At 57.5% G+C, this 24,160-nt stretch carries 18 protein-coding genes; 9 read left to right on the forward strand and 9 right to left on the reverse strand.

What is annotated here, in order from left to right:
• A partial coding sequence (locus RY831_RS30685; RefSeq protein ID WP_326510116.1) for a CHC2 zinc finger domain-containing protein occupies positions 1-1,057 on the reverse strand: 1,057 nt, incomplete at its 3' end.
• A 266-nt stretch (positions 1,058-1,323) separates the two neighbouring features.
• On the opposite strand from RY831_RS30685, the gene RY831_RS30690 reads away from it, so the two are divergent.
• Positions 1,324-1,686 carry a helix-turn-helix transcriptional regulator gene (locus RY831_RS30690; protein WP_326510117.1) on the forward strand — a complete coding sequence of 121 codons (363 nt, stop codon included), beginning with the start codon at positions 1,324-1,326 and terminating at the stop codon, positions 1,684-1,686.
• Positions 1,687-1,879: 193 nt separating this feature from the next.
• Here the strand turns inward: RY831_RS30690 and RY831_RS30695 are convergent, their stop codons facing one another.
• From RY831_RS30695 to RY831_RS30710, 4 genes are all read right to left on the reverse strand, one after another.
• The gene (locus RY831_RS30695) at positions 1,880-2,212 is read right to left on the reverse strand and encodes a helix-turn-helix domain-containing protein (protein ID WP_326510118.1); all 333 of its coding nucleotides are present in this window, start codon (positions 2,210-2,212) and stop codon (positions 1,880-1,882) included.
• On the reverse strand, positions 2,199-2,636 hold the full coding sequence (locus RY831_RS30700) for a type II toxin-antitoxin system RelE/ParE family toxin (RefSeq protein WP_326510119.1): 438 nt from the start codon (positions 2,634-2,636) through the stop codon (positions 2,199-2,201). The genes RY831_RS30695 and RY831_RS30700 overlap by 14 nt, the downstream gene beginning before the upstream one ends.
• A 1,273-nt stretch (positions 2,637-3,909) precedes the next feature.
• The gene (locus RY831_RS30705) at positions 3,910-4,101 is read right to left on the reverse strand and encodes a hypothetical protein (protein WP_326510120.1); all 192 of its coding nucleotides are present in this window, start codon (positions 4,099-4,101) and stop codon (positions 3,910-3,912) included.
• 25 nt (positions 4,102-4,126) lie between these two features.
• Complete coding sequence (locus tag RY831_RS30710) at positions 4,127-4,615, reverse strand: hypothetical protein (protein ID WP_326510121.1); 489 nt, start codon at positions 4,613-4,615, stop codon at positions 4,127-4,129.
• Between the two features lie 639 nt (positions 4,616-5,254).
• Here RY831_RS30710 and RY831_RS30715 point away from each other — a divergent pair.
• Positions 5,255-5,455, forward strand: coding sequence for a hypothetical protein (locus RY831_RS30715; RefSeq protein WP_326510122.1), 201 nt, complete (start codon positions 5,255-5,257; stop codon positions 5,453-5,455).
• Between the two features lie 38 nt (positions 5,456-5,493).
• Here RY831_RS30715 and RY831_RS30720 read toward each other — a convergent pair whose 3' ends face one another.
• The 4 genes from RY831_RS30720 to RY831_RS30735 form a co-directional block, all read right to left on the reverse strand.
• Positions 5,494-5,793, reverse strand: coding sequence for a cyclic-phosphate processing receiver domain-containing protein (locus tag RY831_RS30720; RefSeq protein WP_326510123.1), 300 nt, complete (start codon positions 5,791-5,793; stop codon positions 5,494-5,496).
• A gap of 373 nt (positions 5,794-6,166) precedes the next feature.
• A complete protein-coding gene (locus RY831_RS30725; RefSeq protein ID WP_326510124.1) occupies positions 6,167-10,465 on the reverse strand; it encodes a DUF4214 domain-containing protein in 4,299 nt (1,432 codons plus the stop codon).
• An 835-nt stretch (positions 10,466-11,300) separates the two neighbouring features.
• The gene (locus RY831_RS30730) at positions 11,301-13,952 is read right to left on the reverse strand and encodes a hypothetical protein (protein ID WP_326510125.1); all 2,652 of its coding nucleotides are present in this window, start codon (positions 13,950-13,952) and stop codon (positions 11,301-11,303) included.
• 359 nt (positions 13,953-14,311) lie between these two features.
• Entirely contained in the window at positions 14,312-15,670 is a 1,359-nt protein-coding gene (locus RY831_RS30735; protein WP_326510126.1) for a FecR family protein, read from the reverse strand.
• A 442-nt stretch (positions 15,671-16,112) separates the two neighbouring features.
• On the opposite strand from RY831_RS30735, the gene RY831_RS30740 reads away from it, so the two are divergent.
• The 7 genes from RY831_RS30740 to RY831_RS30770 form a co-directional block, all read left to right on the forward strand.
• A complete protein-coding gene (locus tag RY831_RS30740) occupies positions 16,113-17,984 on the forward strand; it encodes a CHASE2 domain-containing protein (protein WP_326510127.1) in 1,872 nt (623 codons plus the stop codon).
• Complete coding sequence (locus RY831_RS30745) at positions 17,981-19,264, forward strand: tetratricopeptide repeat protein (RefSeq protein WP_326510128.1); 1,284 nt, start codon at positions 17,981-17,983, stop codon at positions 19,262-19,264. The genes RY831_RS30740 and RY831_RS30745 overlap by 4 nt, the downstream gene beginning before the upstream one ends.
• Positions 19,265-19,308: 44 nt before the next feature.
• Positions 19,309-19,767: a VanZ family protein gene (locus RY831_RS30750; protein WP_326510129.1), complete on the forward strand. Its 459-nt coding sequence runs from the start codon at positions 19,309-19,311 to the stop codon at positions 19,765-19,767.
• Between the two features lie 96 nt (positions 19,768-19,863).
• On the forward strand, positions 19,864-20,673 hold the full coding sequence (locus RY831_RS30755) for a Crp/Fnr family transcriptional regulator (RefSeq protein ID WP_326510130.1): 810 nt from the start codon (positions 19,864-19,866) through the stop codon (positions 20,671-20,673).
• Positions 20,674-21,005: 332 nt separating this feature from the next.
• Positions 21,006-22,229: an ABC transporter ATP-binding protein gene (locus RY831_RS30760; RefSeq protein WP_326510131.1), complete on the forward strand. Its 1,224-nt coding sequence runs from the start codon at positions 21,006-21,008 to the stop codon at positions 22,227-22,229.
• Complete coding sequence (locus RY831_RS30765) at positions 22,226-23,560, forward strand: FkbM family methyltransferase (RefSeq protein WP_326510132.1); 1,335 nt, start codon at positions 22,226-22,228, stop codon at positions 23,558-23,560. Before RY831_RS30760 ends, RY831_RS30765 begins: the two co-directional genes overlap by 4 nt.
• A gap of 2 nt (positions 23,561-23,562) precedes the next feature.
• The coding region (locus RY831_RS30770) for a glycosyltransferase (protein WP_326510133.1) at positions 23,563-24,160 on the forward strand (598 nt) is incomplete at its 3' end.

The raw sequence follows: 24,160 nt of genomic DNA on the forward strand, positions 1-24,160 counted from the left end.
TGGCCGGCGTCACCTTCAGCGCATACTCATTGGCATCCATCCCATGCGGGAACTGGATGCGGTAGCAATCCATGCCCATAGCCTGCAGGCGCTCGGCCAGCTTCTCGGCAGCACGGTTGCCCGGCTCGTCGCAGTCGTAGGCAATCAGTATGCGCTCGATGCCATTGCCCTTGAAGGCAGCAACATGGTCGTCGGTGAACCCTTCGATGCCATAGGCGGCAGTCACGTTGTGGAAGCCGGCACACCAGAAGGTCATCGCATCGATGAGGGCTTCGCACAGGATGACCTCCTTCGCGCTGCGCAGTGCCTCGGCATTCCAGACGCCGCGATGCGGCCCCGGCAGATACAGGTGCAGCGGCGTCCCCTTGCGCAAGTCGCTACGGACCTTGCGGCCGTACAGCACAGTGACGTTGCCGTGCTCATCGAACACCGGCACGATCAGGCTGCCATTGAAGTGCTCATGGCCGGTTTCGCGGTACAGGCCCAACTTTTCCAGACGGCTGCGGATCTCGGCGCCGGCCTTGCGGGTCCTCTCGGGCAGCTGCACGCCCAAGGTCCGGTTGGCGTAGCCGAGCTGGAAGCGGGCAATCAGCTCCGGGTGATCGAGGCCGCGTGTCTTCAGGTAGGCCTGTGCCTCTGCAGTGGCCGTCAATGTCTCGTGGTAGTAGGCGACGGTCTGCTGCAGCAGCTCCTGGTCGTCAGCATCGAGGGCAACCGGTGCGGTGCTGGTCTGTTCGCGGCCCTTTTTTAGCGGCTCTGCCACTTGAGCGGCTAAAGAAGGGTCGGCTTGGAGCAATTCGACGGCACGGCGGAAGCTCACTTTCTCGAACTTCATGACCCAGTCGATCGGTCCGCCGCCGCACTGACAGCCGAAGCAGTGCCAGAGGTTTTTGGTGGTGGTGACGACCAGGCTCGGTTCGCCATCGTCATGGAAGGGGCAGGCACCGATGAGATCCTTGCCCGATTTCCGTAATTCAATGCCAGCAGATGCGACGAGACGCTCGACGGAGACTTCATTCTTTAGCCGCTCAAGGGTTGCATCGGAGATTCGGGGCATAAGCCGGACTTTCGTAAAAAACCTGTCAAGGGGGTTTACGTAAAAATAACTCGGATTGAGTATACTACGTTTCGTAGTATACTCAACTGCGTTTTGTAAAACAGGNTCGGGGCATAAGCCGGACTTTCGTAAAAAACCTGTCAAGGGGGTTTACGTAAAAATAACTCGGATTGAGTATACTACGTTTCGTAGTATACTCAACTGCGTTTTGTAAAACAGGGGTTATCGTTATGGCTGTTTATGTAGAAGACATCTCAGCAGCTAACATGACCATCAGTACTGGAGAACGCGAATTCTTTGTTGCCTTGGGTGAGCGCATGGCTTCCATGCGTAAGGCTCGGAACCTGACTCAAGTGCAGTTTGCAGAAGCGCTTGGGGTCTCCCAACAAACCGTCCAAGCGTACGAAGTAGGTCGTCGACGCATTCCGGTATCAGCGTTGCCGATCGTGGCACGTTTGTTTGATGTGTCGCTAGAAGAGCTATTCGGAGAGGGGAATCGATCCAGAGGCAAGCGTGGCCCTACGTCTCGCTTGGAACAACAGATGGAAGCCATCAGCCAGCTTCCCAAGACACAGCAGCGGTTCGTGACGCAAATGCTCGATACCGTGCTGACGCAGGCTAAGCAGTAACCCTCTCTCTTAGCCGCTAATAAAGAACCACCTTCAAACCCCAGGCAGCTGGGGTTGGGGGTGGTTTTTCTTTTTATAAATACAAGACCGTCATACAACGCTCCACACGCCTTCCACCTGGCTTGCCAACTCCACCCCTTCAGCAAATAAAAAAGGCCGCTTAGCGGCCTTTGTTGCATGCAGGTAGCACTATTCAGGACAGCACTTCCAAGCCATGCTTTTCAACGAGGTTGAGCAACTTCGCAGCCGGTCCACTCGGCGCCTTTCCGCCCGCTTCCCACTTCTGCACAGTCGATACACTCGTGTTCATGTAAGCCGCAAACACCGCCTGGCTGACATGGACTTTCTTACGGATACGCTTGACGTCCTTTGCCGCGTACACCGGCACTTTGGTCAGGCAGGCGTCATCAAACTCGCGCATGGTCCTCTGGTCCACCAGCCCGACTTCGTGCAAGTCAGAGATGGCACTATGGATTGCCTCGAACGCATCGCTTTTCGGTTTGGTCCTAAATTTATTCGCACTCATGGCAGATCTCCACTAATTTCTTCAGTTCGACGGCAGTAGCAAGGCCAGCCTCGCCTAGCTTTGCATACTCCTTGGCCAGCTTTTTGAAGCCCGCCAGTTCGTCATCATCAATGTTGTCCCGGTCCGCTTTGGCAAACAGGTACGCATAGATCCAGTACTTGCCGCCCTTGGCCACAATGATCGAACGGTGCATGTTGTCATTGAGGCGCTTCTTCCACACGCCACCTCCCAGATCATCCGCCTTGCCCTGCATCACGGCTTTGATGGCCGTACAGAGTTCGTCGTCAGAGATGTGCTGAGCTTTGGCTTCCTTGGCGAACCACTTGGTCTTGAACACCCGAGCTTTGGCAGTGGGTGTTTTAGCTGCTTTCTTGGTGACGTTTGGAGGTCGCTTAGTAGCAGGAGTCACTGTTGTTTTTGGCATGCCACACTGTAGCACTAGGTGATATAGAGCACAATTGCTCTACGGGGTTCCTACACACTGTGTACTTAGCCCCACGATGCACACTTAGCGTCACTGTGTACTTAGCGCTACAGAGTGGCGAGCTGGCTCAGCTGAACCACTGAGTGGAATGCTAGTACGGTGCCCCCTCCTCCCGTCATCACATTCCGCCCCTCCGTAGCCACATTCCGCTCCCGTCATCTCATTCCACCCACGGCATGGCATTCCGTCTACCGGAGATCGAGGATGTTTTCACGGCATAGCATTCCGCCTTCCGTAGTCAGATTCCGCCCTCTCACCGTACTAGCATTCCGCCCCTCCGTAGCCACATTCCGCCCTCTCACCGTACTAGCATTCCGCCCCTCCGTAGCCACATTCCGCTTCCGTCATGGCATTTCGTCTACCGGAGATCGAGGACAGTCAACCGGAGATCAAGGATGTTTTCAGTGTCTATCGCGGATGTTTTTTCGTCTATCGCGGATACTCAGCAAGGCAGGAGCGCTTTCATTAGCGACTCATTTCGCAACAAATACCTCTGCGACCATCTTTTTTAGCTCGATTGTTTCTTCTAACATGCACAATCCAACCCTCGGATCGGTCAATCTTCGCTAGTGTCTATCGCGGATGCTGCAACCGGAGATCGAGGATGTTTTCCCGTCATGTCATTCCAGTAGGGGCGGAATGTAAGTACGGAGAAGGCGGAATGAGATGACGGGAGCGGAATGCTAGTACGGTGAGGGGGCGGAATCTGGCTACGGAGAAGGCGGAATGCCATGCCGTGGTTTACCGGCTATCGAGGATGTTTTTCGTCTATCGCGGATCCTCTCATCGTCTATCGCGGACACTCCTACCGGATATCGAGGATGTTTTCCAGTCATGTCATTCCAGAAGGAGCGGAATCTGGCTACGGAGAAGGCGGAATGCCATGCCGTGGTTTACCGGCTATCGAGGATGTTTTTCGTCTATCGCGGATACTCTCATCGTCTATCGCGGACACTCAACACGGCAAGACAGACGGCAATTACTCCACATACCTGCAATAAACACCCGCTTTGAGTACCTATTAAGGCCCAATTGTTTCTTGCTTTGAGTGTAATGCGGTGTCCTGAGGGCTCAGATTCTTCCATCGTCTATCGCGGACACTCCTACCGGCTATCGAGGATGTTTTCCCGTCATGTCATTCCAGTAGGAGCGGAATCTGGCTACGGAGGGGCGGAATGTGATGACGGGAGCGGAATGCCGTTTTAGGCGCGCATCAGTCCTCCGGCTTTCCTACAGGGTTCCTACTTGGAGCCGGATCATCGTCCTGGTCGCTGCCAACTTCCTGCCCTATGGGCGGCGCCTCCAGCCATTCTTTCTCTTCTGGTGTCAGGGGACGCTCTTCGGGGTCCGACAGGGTCGGTTTCAGCAACAACTCTTCTAGCGTGTATTGAATGCGTTTGGACATGGCGACCTTTTCAATAGCGTGGGCTTCAACGCTTGCGCAATAATTTTGCCTTAAAACGTTCCCGCGCATCCCAGTAGGAATTCTTTGGCTTAGGGGGCTCTTGCGGGGGCTCTTGAGGGCTTTCCGGGACCGGGTCGGTGTGCAAACCCGCAGCTTTTTTATCATTCCTTGAGTAGGCGTCTACCGCTGCGAAGTTGATGTCCTGAGCCATTACCGCTCGCACATCGGGCTCAACCGCCATATGCAGCATCTTGTATATACCGGCCAACAACTGCAGATCCACATCCTTGTCTTTGGCCAGAAGCTGGTTAAGCAGTTTCTGTTGCTGTTCCACTTGCTCGGTCAGCATGTTGATCTCTCTCTGCATCCGGCCGAGGTGCGAATCAATGTCATAGCCACCGGTACTGCAGATTTGACGCAAATAGGAGCTGACGTCCTTTGCTCCGGCCTTCTTCATGCGGTAAAGGATAGTGGCTTCCAGATCAGGCTCAACTCTGAAGGAGATGTTTTTCATGTATACGCTTCCTTGTGTAAATATTATTGTAAATCAATAAGCTACACGTGGCCGTTTTACAGAGCACTGGATCTTTATAAATTTGTATACGCGCAAACCCAGCAGCCATGCGGGTTTGCGGCCACCTTTTAAGGTGCGTATGGTGTGTAGGGCTAGGACGGGGCTAAAACGGCAGAGGAAGGGGTGCAAACCGACTGAGGGCAAGCACTAGACGCCGGTTCTAAAGAGCGTATCCAACTCTAAGAAGTGGGGTTTTACGATTGTGTTTCCCCTGTTTTGCACAGTTTTTCAATGTTTTGCAGAGTTGCTCAGAGTTTTGCAGAGTTTTTCACTGTTTTGCAGAGTTTTTCATGGCCTCTTTTGCAAGATTTCGCACCGTTTCGCACGATTTCGCAAGCCCTCGCATGACTTCGCACGATTTCGCGCAATTTCGCGCAATTTCGCATTCCCGCTATCTCTCAGGCTTTCTCACGACTTCTCAGACTTTCTCAGTCCTCGGACGGAAACTACTGGAAATAAATGGAAACTCGCCTACCCTGAAGGCAATTCTTGGCAATAAGTGGCAACCTTTGGCAACCTACATGCCGACCTGCGGCAACAAATGGCAATAAAAGGCAACTTTTGGCAACTCGTTAATAAATGACCAAGACCTTCCCCACTAATGTATTTTCACTAGACGCCGCTCGGGAGCGCCGCAAGTACATCGCCCTGGCCGAGGCCAATGAGGACTGGGCTCAGACCAAAGCCTCCTTTGCTCTCTCGGGAATCGAATTGACGGACGATCTCGCTTACAAATTTGGCTGCATGCTCGCAACAGAGGCTGAACCCGGCTCTACATAAAGCCACTTTGGGCAACTCAAGGCAAGCACTAGGGAGCTTCAATGCCCTAGTCCCGCATGTCGCATGATGGACGCAATTGCTGCTTCCATTTTTAGCCGAGCTGACGAATTAGCCGAATGCACAGTAATTCTTGGCGGTTTCATGCCGTGCACTACGACTTCCTCTTCTAGCCAAAGCAGCACTGTGTAGCCAGTCCCTCGCTCATCGTCCCCAAGATCATGGTCTAAAGATAGTTCGGTAACCTGACCGCTCTTGAGCAAGTCGATCACTTCATCGGGCCAGTATGCACGTAGCCACCCCTCCGGCGTTGTGCGCTCATCATCAAGATAGACTTTCATCAGCGTATGCTCACAGTTGTCAGAAGCATCATACTTACATTCCAAGCTATATCCAGCGTTGCGTAAGATGAAGGTAGACCGCCACATAAAAAAAACCGAGGGGCTTGCGCACCTCGGCCTAAGTTACGGCTTGCCTTCCTAGGGCATTGTTTTTTGTAGGACGTGGTTCCTACTGACTTTCCGTTATTGCAATTACAATCTCTTGAAGCTATAAAAGGCCAAGGTTTTGAGGCCTTGGCCCTTAAGCGGTTAACGACGTTCTGCTTACCGCTGTGTTGCTTTCATTCTCTCGACACCATAACGCAGTTTCGAGAAGAATCAATGGCTTTCACCGACTGCACCAGCCCAGAGGACTGGTGCGTGCTTCCAGTGATTAGACCAGAGCGATAGTGCCGTATGTTACGTTGAACGAAAGGTTCGCTGCGTCTACACCAACCAGCTCGACGATCGAGTCAACGCCGTTTTGGAACGTAGCAGCAGAAGCTCCACCAGTTTCAGCGTTGTCGATCACAGCATAAGCGTTGCCCTTGAAGTTAAACACAACTGTCTGTCCTGCGGTTGCTTGTGCAATTGCTGCATCCACATAGTTAGCAAACACAGAGGTGCTCTCGTTCAAAGTAGCAGTCAGTTTGGCGAAAGCGGTTACCGCAGTACCGGCTGTTACATTCAGTTGCACCAGGTCACCAGCTTTGAAGTCGGTGATGGAGCTGTATGTGTTGGCCTCTTTGGCAGCAGCCTGAACCACGAACACGTCTTTGCCTTCGCCACCAGTCAGCTTGGCACCGTTGGAGCCAGCGTACAGCACGTCGTTGCCAGCGCCACCCACCAGTACGTCTGCTTTCGCAGTTGTACCAGCCGAAGCTGTCAGCGAGTCAGCACCTGCGCCACCAGTGATAGCGACTGCATTGGTTGCGCCTTGAGCCGAAACTGTCAGACCACCAGTGTTGGCAGAACCATCAATGGTTGTCACAACCTTCAGCGTGTCAGCACCCAGGGTCAGGTTCAGAGCACCAGCACCGCCCACCTTGATAGTCTTGGCTGCATCAGCGGCCAAATTCAAGGTATTGGACACAGCTTTGTCAACCAACACATTGTCTTCAACTGCCTTAGCGGTCTTGGAAGCAGAGATGTTGATGGTTTCAACCTTGTTCACTGTCACAGTGCCCAGATCAGCGCTGGCAGTGGTCGAACCGGCGATGATGTTGAACGAGTCAGCAGCACCCGAGGCGTCCTTCATCACCACGTTCACGCCCTTACCAGCAGCGCTCAGTTCCAGCGTGCCGTCGTTCAGCATGTTGGTCAGAGTCAAACCAGCAGTTGTCGAAGTAGCAGCAGACGCAGTTACTACAGGGACAGCTGTCACATCAGTGTTAGCCGTGGTCGCTGTCAGTACGAGGGTAGAACCAACAACAGTGCCGCCCCAAGTAGTCGAGAACGAACCTGTGATTGTAGCCACAGCGGCTTCAGTCAACGTTGCAGTGCCTGCAAACAACTTCGCCAGCAGAGTCAGGTCAGTGATATTCGACACGGCAGTGACTGTCTTGCCATCAATTGTCAGGCTTTGACCAGCTGCCAAACCGCCCACTGCGAATGTATAGGTGATAGCTTCTGTAGCTTGTGCAACACCAGGAGTTGTCACAGCAGGAGTAGCACCTGTACCTGTAGCCGTGAAAGCAGGTGCGGTACCAAAATTGGCAGCAGTGTAGATTACTTGGTTGGTACCTGTAACCGCGGTGGCTTTAACCCAATCTGCGGTAGCCGCACCGCTCCAAGCAGTTGTAACCGTACCAGCAGTAAGAGCACCTTCAGTTGCGAACGCACCAGCCAACTGTGCTGCGGTAACAGCCTGAGCGACATTAGCGTCACCGTTAGTCAACGTCAGTGTGCGGCCATTCAAGTTAATAGCCACAGTGGCACCGCCAGCTACCGAGATATCAGCAAATGTCACTGTCTGGATTGCCTTCGTGCCAGCATTACCCTGAGCAGTTACAGCTCCAGGTGGCGTGACGCCAGCCACGCCAGCAGTTTCTACCGCAGTGTTGTTGCTAACTACGTAGCTGATGTCATTCAGGTTGTCCAGATTGACAATCTTGGTCGTTGTAGTACCTGCCAGCTCGACCAGTTGCAGCTTGTCGAAACCAGCAAATTGCTTCTCGAATGTACCGTTGGCAGACAGTTGGTCGTTAGCAGCAGCAACTGTGCTCAGTGCCAGTGTGTCGGTATCTGCGCCGCCGTCGAACTTAGCACCAGCAGCGATTTGGTTCGCAGCAGTGATAGCACTCAGGTTCAGCGTGTCGTTGCCAGCGCCCAGGGTGATAGTCTTGGACACAGGAGCAGCCGAAGTTGCAGCAGACACGGACACGGTATCAACACCAGAGCCACCCGCGTAGGTTGCTTTAGCAGCGTCGATTGTAATGGTCACAGCACCCGAAGTTGCAGAAGCGTCGACCGAAGTCAGCTTGGTGCTAGTAGCAACGGAAGTGCCCAGGTTCAGACCAGCGGATTCCTTGACAGTGATGGTTTCCACGTTAGCCAGGCTGGAAGCTGCTGCAGTCAGCAGGCCAGTACCGGTTACGTTCAGTGCCTTGGCGTTCGCAGCAGTCAGGTTAGCTTGGTTAGCGCCAGTCGACTTGACATTCAAGGTTTCAACTTGAGTACCGCCAATTGTCACGTTAGCCGAAACTGCGTTCTTAGCACCAGCAGTCGCAGTCTGAGCAACTGCAGCAAAACCGACCTTCTCCAAGTTCAGCGCCAGTGTCTTGGCAGCATCTGCCACACTGACAGTGGCTGCTACAGCAGCGCCTGTACCGTCATAAGTCACACCACCGTTGAACAGGCTCAGGTTGTCCAGAACCTTGGTGTTAGTCGTTGTTACTGCACCAAAGCCATCCACAACCACATGTTTGATGGATTCTGCAGCGGCCTTATCATCGATTTGTACAGATCCATTGACCACACCCATCACGCCTGTCACACCAGCAACAGCAGTTTTTCCTTCGGAGACAGTGGTCGGAACAGCAGTTGCGTCCGCAGTTGCGCCTGTCGAAACCTTACCTGTGAGAACGGGAGCACCCAATGTTGCAGCAGTTGTCTTAGGACCGGTGAAGACGACTGTATCGCCATTCGCAGCAGCAGAAGTCCAAGCTGCATTGAAAGAACCGCTATAAGTACCGTTCGAATATACACCGGAAGCTTGAGTGTCTTTTTCGGTGGCGATGAAAGCAACGCCTTTGGCAACGTTAGCAAATGCTTGTGCAACTTCAGCAGCAGTCAGGTCCTTAGCGGCAGTAAAAGTCAGGCCGCCGATCTGCACGGTACCGTCCTTAGCCAATGCGCTGAACTTTACGGATTGCTGAACTGCAACGCCTTCAACAGCAGCGACGGCTGCTTTTGCGAAAACAGCAGCATCTTGCTTGACTGTGACGTCAGTTGTCTTACCTTCGCTAGTTGCTTTGACATTACCTTGAATAACTGTCTTAGCGGTAGTAGAAGTAGCAGCAGCGCTGGAGTCAGCAGAAGCCTTTTGTTTCACGGAAACGCTTGTGCCGCCAACAACTTCGATTCCGCTCAAATCGCCAGCATTAGCGAAAGCCTTGCCAGTAGTCTCTACAGCGACAGTACCTGCGGCACCCTTGCCAGCAACGCCAGCAACGATTTTGTTGTTATTGCCAACATCAGTCACCGCAACAGCAACGTTCTTGCCGCCTTCAACTGTGATGGTGTCTGCAGCGGTGTTCACTGTGGATGCGAATGCGACTTTTACGTCTGTTGTAGCCGAAGCAGTAGCCTTAACTACACCACCAGCTTTAACGACATTCAGGTTGGTGACATTAGCAAGAGCAGATGTATCAACTGTGACAGCCTTTGCGCCCGAAGCCTCAACGATTTCAACGTTCTTGACAGTGCCCAGAGTGATAGCTGTGCCGTCTTCGGACTGCACCTTCAATGTATCTGTTCCAGCGCCGCCGTCGATGATGTCCAGTGCGCTCAAAGTGTTCAGTTCGGCGTTAGTGCCAGCGGTGCCAGCATTCAGCGAACCAATAAAGGTGTCGTTCAGAGCTGTACCGGTCAGATTGTCGAGACCTTTAGTCAGCGTGAAAGTGGTGCCGACTGCGTTGCCGCTGTTAGAAGCGACGTTTGCTGTCACTGTCGACAGAGCTGCAGCAGTAACTGCGCTGTCCAGCGAAGCTTGAGTCTGGCCAACTGCCTTCAGCCATGTTGCTGCAACTGCGTTAGCTGCTGCGCCGCTGTATGCATTGATCAGGTCGATAGTTGTCAGAGCATCAGTGAACTTGCCAGCTGCTGTTGTCTTGTTCTTGATGGTGTCGACGTCGCCTGCGCCTGCATCACGGATGATGTCGGTAACGAGGGATGCAACGGTGGATGTGCCCTTGACCAGGTGATCAACCCAGTTCTGCAGGCCAGCCACGTCCGGATCGCGGTTCAGCAGGTTCTGATAAACCTTAGTGACGATCTGGTTGTAGTTCAAGCCCTTGAATACGATAGTGTACTCGTCGGACTTGGCGAATTCTGCGCTGATTGCCTTCTTCAGGTCAGCTTCAGTCTTGCCAGCGGAAAATGCCTCCCATGTACGCAGACCTTGAAAATCTGCCGGGCGGTTGAAAAACGCAACATACATCTGTTGAATGATAGATGTGTATGCAGTAGCCATTCGAATAACTCCTAGGAAGTTTTTAGTCAGTAGTTCACTCTGCAGTTCTTTTGAAACACTTGCTGGTCTGCAGGACCGCGTACGCATAGTGGCAGAAAGTACTGCTAGGAAATGTGACGGTCATCACACGTCTCTTTAAAACCACAGCGACTCGCAATTTGGCAACAAATTACGCGCACCGCATTATGAAAGATTGTCAACAGGAAAGCAAATTTTGGCTACTTTTGGTCGGTGTTGGAGCTACCGGGATAAGGCAGGTCGCATACGAGAGGGCAATGAACTCGCCGGTTGGCCGGTTGCGGGGCGCTTCTGTCGGCCAACTATAGATCCGTCCCTAAAATATGTTGAGCCGGATCCCCTCAGCCCGGCCCTCTCCCAGAGGGAGAGGGGGAGATCAGCGGCCCGAACAATCAACCATTTTTCGGGCCGAATCAATAGGGGCCGGAAATTGCAAGACTTGTATCGGCTGGCAGTTGATTGCATCTTTGTCAAGCATTTTGCCGGACGGCCGTCCTGATGATGAAGCTGTGCGAGAGCTGGCCGGGCGCTGAATCAAACCTCACAAACCGGTCACATGGCGGCTGCCTTTATATTGCAGCTCATGAAAGCAATCAGTCCCTGCATCTCCGGAGAGCATGCAGGGACTGATTGCTTGTTCTTATTTCTTACGGAAGGCGCTTATATCGCCACCCTTGCCTACTTCGTCTGATCGGCTCCATCCTTCGCCGCCATGTTGCCGGCCGTGCCGCCAGCATTGATGCCGGCGGCTTTGCCGGTAGGTTCGTCGCTGTGCGGTGGCGATCACGACTCGCCTGGATCTTTCAGCGTGACCAGGTTATGCCGTCTCATTTGTGACCTTGACATATCGCGCGCCCTCAAGCACGAAGCCTTCGGAGCAGTCCTCGTTACCTAGGCCGTTCACATCCACCTCTTCCGAAACTGCCGCGTCGGGGTAGAACTGAAGTGAATTTGGATATTCTTCATCGCCACTAATCTCCTCGATATGGGACACCAGCGGGACGCCGATCTCGTTGGCAATCCTGAGGCCGAATTGACTCAGGCGCACCAGATAATCCTCCGGTACGCCGACCTGCGCGTAGGGCCTTGCCATATGCATCACGAGATTGTTTGCAGCGGAATCAATACCGAGACGGACCAGGATTCTGGCTTGCAGCCGGTCGTCTGGCGACTTCAACGCCAGGAGCCGGCTCCTTCCCTGCATCACAATCCCCATCAGGGACGGTGCATGCGTGGCCTGACCATACACATTCAGGCAGCTTGCAGGAACTTCGGTGCCGCACAAGAAATAATCTTCAGGGTCTTGTTTGAACTGAAGCTTCCACTTGTCCAGATTTCTCTTGCCTTTGGGAGCGAGGCTGTCCAGGTTCGCGGGTTCTTCCAGCGACATGTCGAACCACTTCCGCAACGCGGCCGGATTGATGTCGCTGGCTTTTGTCAGATGCTCCGACATACTGAGATCGTTACGCGCCCGTGAAAACGCCGCTGGATCGGTATCCAAGATCGCACTGTCAATATAACGGTTCAGCAGTTGGAAAATCTTTTGCTTTTTTTCAGAAGTAGCGGCTAATCCTACGTACAAGCGTACTATGTGGGAAATCAATGCATTGCGGTCACGGGTAGATGAAAGGTAAGACTGCATGCGACTGGCGAAATCATCCATGCTTTCTCCCTTCGACTCCTTTGCATTCGATCTGCCGAGAATTTCATGAAGCACTTCCGTTAAGACGGACTCGATGCGGCTATTCCGATCCAGCCGATTCAAATGATTATTCGCGAGCGAGGCAATATCCGCATAGGATGTCGCCCTGAGGTCCAGTAACGCGGTGAGGCTCTGTACGGCACTAATGAAGTCCTTGCAATGACCTGAAGTGAGGCGCCCTTCTTGCGGCACTCCAGCCGTAATCACACCCAGCAAGCGGTTTGCCCGATCAGCATCCAACGGCGGTTGCAGCAGGCTGAGGAAACAGTCGAAGATTGGCTTGCACTTCAGCTGATCCCTGAATTCACGCATGTAGAGCAGCCGTTCCAGTTTCTCCATGACTCCTTGATCAGCATTGGGAAGTGATGCAAGTTGAACCAGTATTGGCACCAGCAAGACCGTATGTCGCCGGCTTCCCAATTTCTCGCTGGCGGCAACAAACTTCTGCCGCAGATTCTCGTCGAGCATGCAAGATGCCAGGCATGTCAGCAGCGACTCACCATGCTTCTGCTCGGAGAAGTCGATGATTTGTTTCAATGTTGATAGAAACAGCTGTTGCAACCCATTATTCGCCGCTTGTTGCGACGTGCCATGGAAGGCCTCCTCTATGCTGGGGTGCATGAACAGGATAACGGCGCGCCACGCAAGGAGGGTGATGCGGCGCCTCTCCAGCGCATCCTCTTCATTACGGGCTTTGTCCAGGAGCATGGCAAGTCCAGGCACAGTGATTCCGTAACGCTCCGCATTTGCCTCAAACTCGGCACCTTGGTCCATGTTGCGAGACAGCTCTGCGACGAGAAGTCGTGCGGTGCCAGCCACCTCATGCACGCGGCCAACGACCTTGGATGACCGCTCGTTCCATGTCGCGCCCCTTATGGCCGGAAAGCACCTTTGCTTAAGGTAATGGGCCAGCACACTTCTTTTGTCTTCATCACTCAAACCGAGCCGGCGCATGTTCCTGGACAGTTCTGTCACGTCCTGCTCGCCATGAATCATGTCTGCCAAAATTTCGGCCCGCGCCGATGGTTCCTTCACCGGAAGCGATTCAAGATTCGCAAATACGCCTTGCGCCCCTTTCTTCGCAAGTTCGCGAAGGAGAACAAGGCTGTCCTCTTGCTCCATTTCGCCGAGGCCTTGGATACCCGGCAACCGAGGCGGACGTCTTAACGGCGAAGTGCGGATCGCGTCGGTCAACAGATTCAGTTGTTCTTCGCGGGTGAAACCGAACATTTTAAAGTTTTGGCGCAACGGTTCCCATTGTTTGCCCGCTTGCAGCGCAAGCGTTGCGAACGCCGTTTTCTCTTCGGGGGTGATTGGGTAATTCTCGGATTGAAAAGAGCCGACAAAGCTATCAGGATTCGTCATGTATTTTTCACTCATGACTTCAACAGGATTTCTCTGCCCGAAAAGCGTTGACCGGCGGTGCGCAAGCGTTATCTGTTGCAAGGAATGGGCTGAACCTTCCGGCGATGGCAATCGTGGAATCCGGCTCGGTCCAGCTGAGTCTGCCACACCTGACACACTGTGCCGAGATGATGCCAGGGCCAATTGGTTATAAATTTTTTGGCGTGAAGCCGACCCTGCCGACATCGATTGCACCCGGGCGGGTTCCCGCACCGAAGCGGATGCAGCCTGATGGCCGACAGTGGGACTGCCGCGATCCGCGTTTCTTGCGACATGCTCCGCTTCCTCGGCTTGATTATCCGAAACACAGCCACATACTGCCTGGATACGGCGAAACGCCGAGGACAACATACCGGCCATCATGAACCTCCATTCAACACATTACGGTGATTAAACAACTTTTACGTCCGCACTTTCAGTGAGCAGCCCTTTGCTATCACCTAGGGGATAACAACGCGCATAGGCGGCAAGAGAGGCATTACTGTTGTGGAAACATTCGAGCTGGATGAGTGACTGGAGCCGGGGAATAGTTCCATTCACAAAACACGCGTGGGTATTGACTGAGCGGGAGACATCGCATGGCAGAAAGCTGATAAAGGCACCCCGGAAAGCATCAGCCCCTGCATGTCCGGGGAGCATGCAGGGGCTGATTGTTTGTTCTGTTACAGGAGGCGCTTACGTCGTTTGCGTCATATACGTCGTTTACGTCATTTATGTCGCGACTACTTCGTCCAGTAGGTGCCGCCGTAGGCATTGCGGTTGGCGTCAATGCGCCGGTCGAACAGATAGGCGGCGCTGCCGCCGTTCTCGTTGCTGAGTATGCCTTCCACGTTCATGTTGTTCTGGTTGGCGAACTGCCCCTCCCCGAACATGCGGCCGTCCTGCGTGACCTGGCCGGTGGCCTGCATGCCAATGCGCTCGGCCTGGTGGACGAGGTCGAAGCTGGTGGCGAAGCTGGACTTGGCAAAATCCACACTCAGGCGGCCATTCTCCAGGGTGGCCGGCGTGGCGAGGTTGCCGCGCGAGGCATCGACGATCACGCCCGCGCCGTCGCGCATGGAAAAGCTGACCGCACCGGAAGTCGGGGACTGGTAGTCGCTGCCTCTTGCGCGCAGCAGGGCAAAGTAGGAATTGATGGCGCTGAGCTGCGCGCCATCCGCCCTCACCTGCGTGGTATTGATGGTGGCGGGCTGATCGGCCAGCGCCTGCCACCTTCCCCAGATGATTTCCTTCGGGGCAGTGATGACGACCGGAGGCGGGAGAGGCGCGGAAGGCAGGGGTACGGTGGTGCTCGGCGCCCCATTGTCGACCGGCTTCAGCGAGGCTGCCAGGTTGACAAGCTCGGATGTCTTCTGCGGATCGAGGGCGATTTCCTTGGCTGCCAGGTTGCCGGCCGTGCCGCTGGCGTTGGTGCCGGCGGCTTTGCCGGAGGGTTCGTCGCTGCGCGGCGGCGCGGTCAGGTCGGGAGACGCCCCGCTGCTCGGCAGGACCTGCGGGGCGGCCTGGCCCTTGCGCACCTGCAGCAGCTGGCCGGCTTCGCGGGCGAAGAGTTCACGGCTGTTGCCGCCCTCGCAGGGGCCCGCGCCTTCCGGACCGCAGGCGGACGAGAAGCCGCTGACCACAACGCCGCCGGAAATGACGGCGACGCGCGAGGTTTCATGGTCGGTGTATACAGTGAAGTCGGTGCCGCGCACGCCGATGGCTGCCACCGGCGTATTGAAGCGGAAATTCTCTTTTGCCTGCCTTGCGCCGTCGCCGGAAATGGCGCGCGCCACGCCGCTGGTCAGTTCCAGCTTGATGCGGGTGTTGGCGGGTTTGGCGGCGTCGACATGGTAGGCAATGATCTTTGCCTTGCTGTTGGGGCGGAGGATGAGAAAGCCGTTGTCTATCGTTTTCAGGTAGATGTAGCCGTCGGCGCCGGTGGTGATTTCATCGCCCTCCTGCACCGGATTGCCCAGCGTGAGCTGCGCGCCCGCGCTCTGGACCTGCCCGGCAACGAACACGATGCGCGCCGCCTCGCCGGCCTGGGCCAGCCCTGCGGCACTCAGCAGCGTTATCACGGATACAATTCGACGTAGCATGGTTAGTTTCCCCCTGGTCACATTTTCGATTATGCAATGCACAATGCAGTGACGACCGTCACATTTTCCAACTACTTCAGCATCTTGTACATGAAGTTTGTGTAAATGTGAGGCAATGCGTTGGAATTCCACCCGGAAATGGAAAAAGCCGGTGTGCTTCGTTGGCATTTGTGCAAGTTGGTGCGTTCAGAACTTCCCGCTTGATGAAAACCGAGGGAAAACCGTGGCGAATCCGCACACGAATACGCACATGAATACGCAATACATTGCGGCTGGCCCCGGGTTTGTCGCTTCTAACTTGCCTCTGGTAAACATGGGATAGAGATTCGGCCGGCATGAAGCTATACTTACCGCTTATCAAAAAACCGCCGCGCCGGCCGCACGTAGCCTTTATTGCAGCCCTTTCCACCCTTCCCCTTTTCCGCCCGCCCTGCCTTCCTTCATGACGTTACCGGCCAGCCTTCGCAAGTATTTGCCGTCCGTCGTCTGGATCCGGTTCGGCATTGCCGCGGCGGCGGTGCTGCTCACCGCGTGGGCGCAGTGGCTGCCTCCCGTTTCCGGCTCCTATCTCGCCAATGAATGGCTGAGAGACCATTTCATCAGGGTGCGCGCTTCCACCGTTCCCGAGCAGCGCATCGTCATGATCGATATCGACGAGGCCAGCCTGAGCAAGGTGGGGCCTTGGCCTTGGCCGCGCGAGCGGCTGGCCAGCCTGGTTGAAAACCTGGTCGGCCATTACAAGGTGAGCGGCGTGGCGCTCGACCTGGTGATGCCGGAACCAGCCGATGCGCAGGGCGATGCGCGCCTGGCCATGCTGGCGCAGCACGGGCCGGTGGTGCTTGCCCAGGTGCTGGATTACATCGATCGCGACGAGCCGCTCAGGGTCGGGCGCATTACCGGCGGCACGCCGGCGGAATCCGCGCCGTCCGGCCTGCCGACCGCCAAGGCCACCGGCTATATCGCCAATCATGCCGGCTTGCAGGGTGCCCGCCACCTGGGCAATATCGGCTTCGTGCCCGACCCCGACGGCACCATCCGCTATCTGCCGATGGTGACCTCGTTCAACGGGCGCGAGTACCTCACCCTGTCGGCCATGCTGTTCCAGTGCTGCGGCAACGGGCAGGCCGCCCAGCCGGACGAGGAAGGATTCTGGCGGATTCCCTACAGCCGGGACTGGTCGGCCTACACCCTGCTGTCGGCCTCGCAGGTCTTGGCCCTGAAGGCGCCGGCGGAGCTTCTTGAAAACAGGCTGGTGATCATCGGGTCGTCGTCGCTGGGCCTGACCGACCGCGTTGCCACGCCGCTGGCGCCGTCCACCAGCGGCATGCTGGTGCATGCGGCGGCCTTGACCTCGATGCTGGACGAACAGGAAGGCAAGGCGCCGGCGCGCTGGCCGGGACGCTGGATCGCGGTGCTGTTCGCCGTACTGGTGGCGGGCATTGCGGCCTACAGCTTTCCGCGCTATTCGGCCCTTTCCAACGTGGCGCTGCTCGGCATTGCCTCGGCGCTGTGGCTGCTGCTGGCTTACCTGATCGCGCCCCACGATCCCTCGTTTTCCACCACCGGGCCGCTGGCTTCGCATCTGCTGCTGCTGGCGGTGGGCGTGCCTTTCGACTGGCAGCTGGCGCAGCGGAAATCGCACAGCCTGCTGGGAACGCTCAGGCAGTACGTGGCCACCGCCGTGGTGGACGAGCTGCTGCAAAGCGACCTGAAAGATCCGCTCACGCCGCGCGAGCTGACGGTGACCACCCTGATTGCGGACATGGAAAGCTATACCACCTACGTGGAATCGCTGTCGATCGAGGAAGCGGCGCAGCTGACGCGGGATTTCCTTGCCTGCCTGACGCGGCCGGTGCTGTCCAAGCGCGGCACCATCGACAAGTACACCGGCGATGGCATGGTGGCATTCTGGGGAGCGCCGCTGCCGGTGGCAGACCATGCGGACCTGGCGCTGGAAGCGGCGCGGGCCATCGTCGAGGAAGTGCGCCGCTTCAGCGAAGTGCGCATGAAAGCCGGCATGCCCGCATTGCGGGTGCGCATCGGCATCGAGAGCGGCATCGCGATGGCGGGCGACTTCGGCAGCAGCTCCCGCAGCATCTATACCGCGGTCGGCGACAGCGTGAACGTGGCGGCGCGCCTGGAACAGGTGGCGCGCAACCAGCCTTACGACATCATCATCGGACAGGGCGCGGTCAGCCGGGCCACGCGCCACAGCTTCAAGCTGCTGGGCGATTTCAGCTTGCGCGGGAAAGAAAGAACACACACCCTGTACACGCTGGAAGGCCACGTCTCTTCGAAGGCGGAGGCGCAATGAAGCCTTCCCTGCGCTCCCTGGCCTTGTTGCTGTCGCTGTCTCTGGTCGCTGCGCCGCCGGTCCTGGCGCAGACGCCTCAGATGCAGCCGCCGCAGCCGCTACAGCCGCCGCAGCCGCCCCAGACGCAGCTGGCCCAGCAGGACTTGTACCTGGATGCATTGCGCTCGCTTTCCGAGGGCCGGCAAGGCGATGCCAGCGAAGCCCTGGCCCGCATGATCGAACGCGAACCGCAGCATGCGGGGGCATGGCTGGACCTGGCCATCATCCAGTGCGAGCTCGGCCATGCGGCGGAAGCGGAGCGCCTGTTTGCGACGATAGAAACCAAGTTCGCGCCTCCCCCGGCGATTCTCGCGGTGATCGCGGACCAGCGGACGAAGGGATGCAAGGGCTGGCAGCCGCAGAAGCGCACATCGGTCGTGATCGGGCGCGGCACCGACAGCAACGTCAACCAGGGCGCGAGCGATCCTTTCTTCACCGTGGGGTCGGGCGACGTGCGGGTGCAGCTCCAGCTGCTGCCGGAGTATCTCCCCCGGCGCGACAGCTATACGGTGGCCGCCGTCGATCATGTGCGCGACCTGACCTCGAACGGCGCACTCGGATTCGTCTATGCGCGCGCGGTCCATAACGACAGCCTGACGAAGTACAACTCCGGCACCCTGATCGGCGGCATCGAGCAGCCCTGGCGCGCCGGCAACTGGAGCCTGCGCGGGGCCGGGCTGGCGGTGCTGCAAAGCCTGGGCGGAAAGCTCTACCAGGTGCAGAGCCAGGCCCAGCTGCGCGTGGCGCCGCCGCTCGGATTGCCGCAGCATGTGCAGGCGAGCGTCACCGCGGGCGTGTCGCATATTCACTATCCGACGCTGGGCGAGTTCGATTCCAATACCTTCGAACTGCGCGGCTCGGCCAGCTACCGTGGCGCGCAGTCGCTGCTGCAGGCCAGTACCGGCTATCTGTCGGACCGGGCGCAGGGCGCGCGGCCCGGCGGAGACAGGAGCGGCTGGCTGATGAGCCTGTACGGCAAGACGCAGCTGACGCCGCAGCTTTCCGGGGAGCTGAGCTGGACGCGGCAGTCTTGGCGCAGCGACAACCCTTATTCGCCCGGATTCATCGACGAGGTGCGCGACCAGCGCACCCAGGTGTGGCGGGGCGCGCTCAGCTACCCGATCTCGGCCCGCCAGTCGATCCAGCTCGAACTGCGCCAGGTGAGGAACCGTGAAAACATTTCGCTGTTCCAGTATTCGAGCCGGCAGGTGCAGATCAGCTGGCAATGGCAGGATTTCTGACGCTCGCCGGCGAGCCCTGATATTGCTTCACGCGTGCAAGAGCAATGCAACGCGGCGGAGTTGAATATAATCCCTTCTCTTTGGAAATGCCGGGCGGGAAATTTTCCTTTTTTCCTTTTTTTCCTTTTGCGCCGGTTTCCGTCATCACCGCTTCATCACCGATAGCAGAAAGACATATGGGTTGGGAATGGATTGTATTCGGGGCCATCGCCCTGGGAATCACGGGCGGATGCCTGGCGCCGGCAAGATGGCTGCCGCCGCTGCCGAACGACAAGCTGATGCATTTTCTTGCGTATGGCGTGCTGGCGTTAATGATCGGACACCTCGTCAAGGCCAATGCGGCATTCTTCCTTTCATTGGCCGTGCTGCTGCTGGCAAGCCTTCTGATAGAAATATTGCAAAACTTCGTCCCGGGCAGGAAGTTTTGCTGGTTCGACATGATGGCGAACGCCGCGGGCATATTGATGGCAGCCTTGCTATCTCAACTGTTAACACTGCTGTAAAAACACCGCAACCCGGCCCCAATTCGCCTGCAAGAAATAGGTGATTCAAAGAAACGGCGGCTATAATCGGCTCAACGTGTTTGGGAGCGAAGATTAATGACGTCTATCGGCAGCAACGAGGTTTCCGCTTTGGCAACTGCAGGACCGGCTCCGTCCCAGGCTGTACCGAACGAAGCGGCAGCGACGCCGCAGAAGCTCAACATCAATATCAATATCACCCAGGTGAACCTGCAGGTCCACCTGCGCAAGATTCCCTTGCTCGCGCAGTTGACCGAGGAAGAGATGTCGAGGGTGAAAGCCGAGCTGCGCATCAAGCAGTACGCCCGCCGGGAAGTGGTATTGCACAAGGGCGGCGCGGGCGACAGCCTGCTGTTCCTGCTGAGCGGCCAGCTGCAGGTGATCGACGTGACCGAAGACGGCCGGGCCATCGGCCTGCGCATGCTGGCGCCGGGAGACTTCTTCGGCGAGATCGCGGTGATCAACGGCTCCACGCGCTCCGCTTCCGTGGTTGCCCTCACCCCGGTGCTGGTGGCGTTCCTGCCCCGCTCCACCGCGTTGCACCTGTTCTCGCACTCGCCGTCGGCCGCCAATCACATGCTGCGCCACCTTGCCGAAAAGGTGCAGCGCGATTCCGAATTCCGGGCGCTGCTGAGCATTCACAACACCTCTCGCCGCGTGTACAACTTCCTGCAGCTGTATACGCAGAAAAAGCCCGACAATTCGCTGGTGGTGGAAAACCTGCCGACCCACCAGGATATTGCCATCATGATCAACACCAGCCGCGAATCGGTGACGCGCTCGATCCTGACGCTGGTGCAGCAGGGCATCGTGGAAAAGGACGCCCAGCACCGCCTCATCATCCTCAAGCCGGATGCCTTGCAAAAGCTGATCGAAGGCAAGGTCTGACCTGCGGTTCGGGCCAAGGCCCGGCTTGGTGAATCCGGCCTTCCGGACCCGGCTTTCAACCTGCGGCCGGCAAACGAAACAGCCGGCCTGCGGATGTGCATCAAATCCCCTTTGCATGACGATTGATACCGCTGCGCATATAATATGCGCCATTCTTTCCGAGCAAACTCATACAAAAATAACAACAACCAATTCCATGGATTCATTTCTGCCGTGCATGCCTTCAACTTCCCGCCTGAGCCCACCCTGACCGACTCTCTCCCGCTCCCCTCCTTCCGCCGGCCCGATGCCGCCCGTGGCCCGGCTGCGGCTGCGATGGCGGGCTCCGTCTGATGGGCAGTATCCGCGTCGCCAATCTCGGCAAGGCATACAAGACATATCCGACCGGATGGTCGCGCCTGGTGGAATGGCTGGTGCCGTTCGCCGGCGAGCGCCATCAGCTGAAATGGATCATCAAGGACATCAATTTCCACGTCGATGCGGGTGAAGCCGTGGGCATCATCGGCATCAACGGCGCGGGAAAGAGCACCCTGCTGAAAATGATCACGGGAACCGTGCAGCCGACTTCCGGCAGCGTGTCGATGCATGGCCGCGTCGCCGCGATGCTCGAGCTGGGAATGGGTTTCCATCCAGATTTCACCGGGCGGCAGAATGCCCTGATGTCGGGGCAGCTGCTGGGCATCAGCAACGAGGAAATGAATGCGCTGATGCCTTCCATCGAGGCGTTCGCGGAAATCGGCGATTACATCGACAAGCCGGTGCGCGTTTATTCGAGCGGCATGCAGATGCGGCTGGCATTCAGCGTGGCAACGGCCAAGCGTCCCGACATTCTCATCATCGACGAGGCGATGTCCGTCGGCGATGCCTACTTCCAGCACAAGAGCTTCGACCGCATCCGGGAATTCCGGGAACAGGGCACGACGCTGCTCATCGTTTCCCACGACAAGGCGGCCATCCAGTCCATCTGCGACCGCGCCATTCTTCTCAATGCCGGGCGTCTCGAGAAGGAAGGCTCGCCGGAAGAGATCATGGATTTCTACAACGCCATGATCGCGGAAAAGGAAAACCAGACGGTGCGCGTCGAGAAACTGGATGACGGCAAGGTGCAGACCATTTCCGGGACCGGCGAGGCCACCGTGCGCGACATCGCGCTGCTCAACGAGAGAGGCGAGCGCTGCGAAGTGGTCGGGGTCGGCTCCACGGTCACGCTCGAGGTGACGGTGGCGGTGCATTCCCCCATCCCGCGCCTGGTGCTGGGCTACATGATCAAGGACCGGCTCGGACAGCAGATGTACGGCACCAACACCCACCTGAAGAACCTGCCCCTGAGCGACGTACGCCCGGGCGAGGATGTGGTGTACCGGTTTACCTTCGGAATGAATCTCGGGCCGGGCACGTATTCGATCGCCACGGCGCTGGTGAGCTCCGATACCCATCTCGTCAACAACTATGAATGGCGTGACCTGGCGCTGGTGTTCACGGTAGCGAACATGGACTACGAACACTTTGTCGGCTGTGCCTGGCTCAACCCTTCCATCGATATCGCGCGCAAATGACTTTTATCTCCTACGCCCAGAACTTCGAAGATGTCATGCTGTGGCGTGCGCTCAAGCACGTCGAGAACGGTTTCTACATCGATGTCGGCGCCAACGACCCCACGCTCTATTCGGTGACGAAGGCATTCTATGACCGCGGCTGGAACGGCATCAACCTGGAACCGGTCGCGCAGTTCTTCGAGCGCCTGCAGAACGAGCGCCCGCGCGATATCAACCTGCAGCTCGGCGCCGGCGCCAGCGAAGGCAGCTTCCGCTTCTTCGACATCCCCGATACCGGGCTGGCGACCTCGGATGCGGCGATGGCGCAGATGCATCGGGAACAGGGCTGGAACGTGCGGGAAATCCAGGTCCGGGTCGAGCCACTGTCGGGGATCTGCGAGCGCCATGTCACCGGCGACATCCATTTCCTGAAGATCGATGTCGAAGGCGCGGAAAAGGAAGTTTTGCTGGGCATGGACTTCGCGCGCTGGCGGCCTTGGATCGTGGTGATCGAAGCCACCCTGCCGATGTCGCAGCAGACCGCCCATGAGAACTGGGATTCGCTGGTGGTGGATGCGGGCTACGAGTACGTATACTTCGACGGCCTGAACCGCTATTACGTCGCGCGTGAACGTGCGGAGCTGAAGGCGGCTTTCAAACTGCCCCCGAACGTGTTTGACAATTTCGTGCTGAACCGGGACCAGGAATCGGAGCTGCGGGTGGCCGAGGCGGAATCCCGCGCGCAGCAGTCGCAGCGCGACCGCATCGAGGCCGAACGCCTGCGCGCCGAAGCCGAACGGCAGCGCGCCGAAGCGGAGATGCGCCGCATCGAAGCCGAACGCATGCGCGCGAATGCCGACGAAGCCGCGCGCCTTGCAATCGAGGGCCTGCACTCGACTCAGGCCACCCTGGATAACGTCGTGCAGCGCCTGCATGGCGCCGAACACCTGATCGCGGAGATCTGTTCCAGCAAGTCATGGCGCATCACGGCCCCGCTGCGCTGGGGCAACGCCAATATCAGCCAGATAAAAGGCGCCGCCCGCCAAGCGGTGACGTCGCCACGCAGCTTTGCGGCGCGCGTGGCGCGCTTCGGCCTGCGCAAGAGCGTTCCGGTGATCAAGAGCAATCCGATGCTGATGGCCGGCGCAAATCGGTTGCGGAATGCGTTTCCGGACTTGAGCGACAAGCTGCTCCAGTCGGCAAAGCCGGTTGCCGCCGCCCGCATGCAGCAGTCGCCGCTGGCCCTGGTTCAGCAAGATCTGCCGGCATGGGGCGAATCCGCCACCCCGGCGGAACGGTTCAAGGATGCGCTGAAGCTGGAGCTTGCGCGGCGCGCCCACGAAAAGAACTGACCATGCGCCTGCTATTCGACCTCTTCCCCTGCCAGACAGGCTCCCGTTTCCGCGGCATCGGCCGCTATGTGATGTCGCTCGCCGACACCATGGCCCGCCTGCGCGGCCGGCATGACATGGTTGCGGTGGCCAACGGCCTGTATCCGGACAGCGCCGATGCGTTGCGGGAACAGCTGGGGCGGCGGCTGCCGCCGGCGCATTTCGCGACCTACACCCACCCGCCTGTCGGTCCCAACGAAGGCAGCGATGCCGCGATTGCAGCCACGCTCGTTCACCACGCGTACCAGGCGATGGCCCCGGACGTGGTGTTCTGCTCCAGCCCCTTCGAAGGCTGGCATGAGCCCGGCACTCCGGCCCTGCCGATCGGGCGCCTGCCGTCGGCGCTGCGGGTCGGCGTGCTGTACGACCTGATTCCCTGCGTCTATCCCGAGCATTATCTGAATGTGCCGGTCGTGAAGGCATGGTACGAGCGGCGGCTGGAAGCGCTGAAGGAGTTCGACCTCCTGCTGGCCATTTCCGACGCCACGCGCGACGATGCGATCCGCATTCTCGGCATCGAACCCGATCGCGTCGTCAACATCGCCGGCGCCGCCAGCAGCA

Source organism: Noviherbaspirillum album, assembly GCF_035916955.1.
GTDB lineage: Bacteria > Pseudomonadota > Gammaproteobacteria > Burkholderiales > Burkholderiaceae_D > Noviherbaspirillum > Noviherbaspirillum album.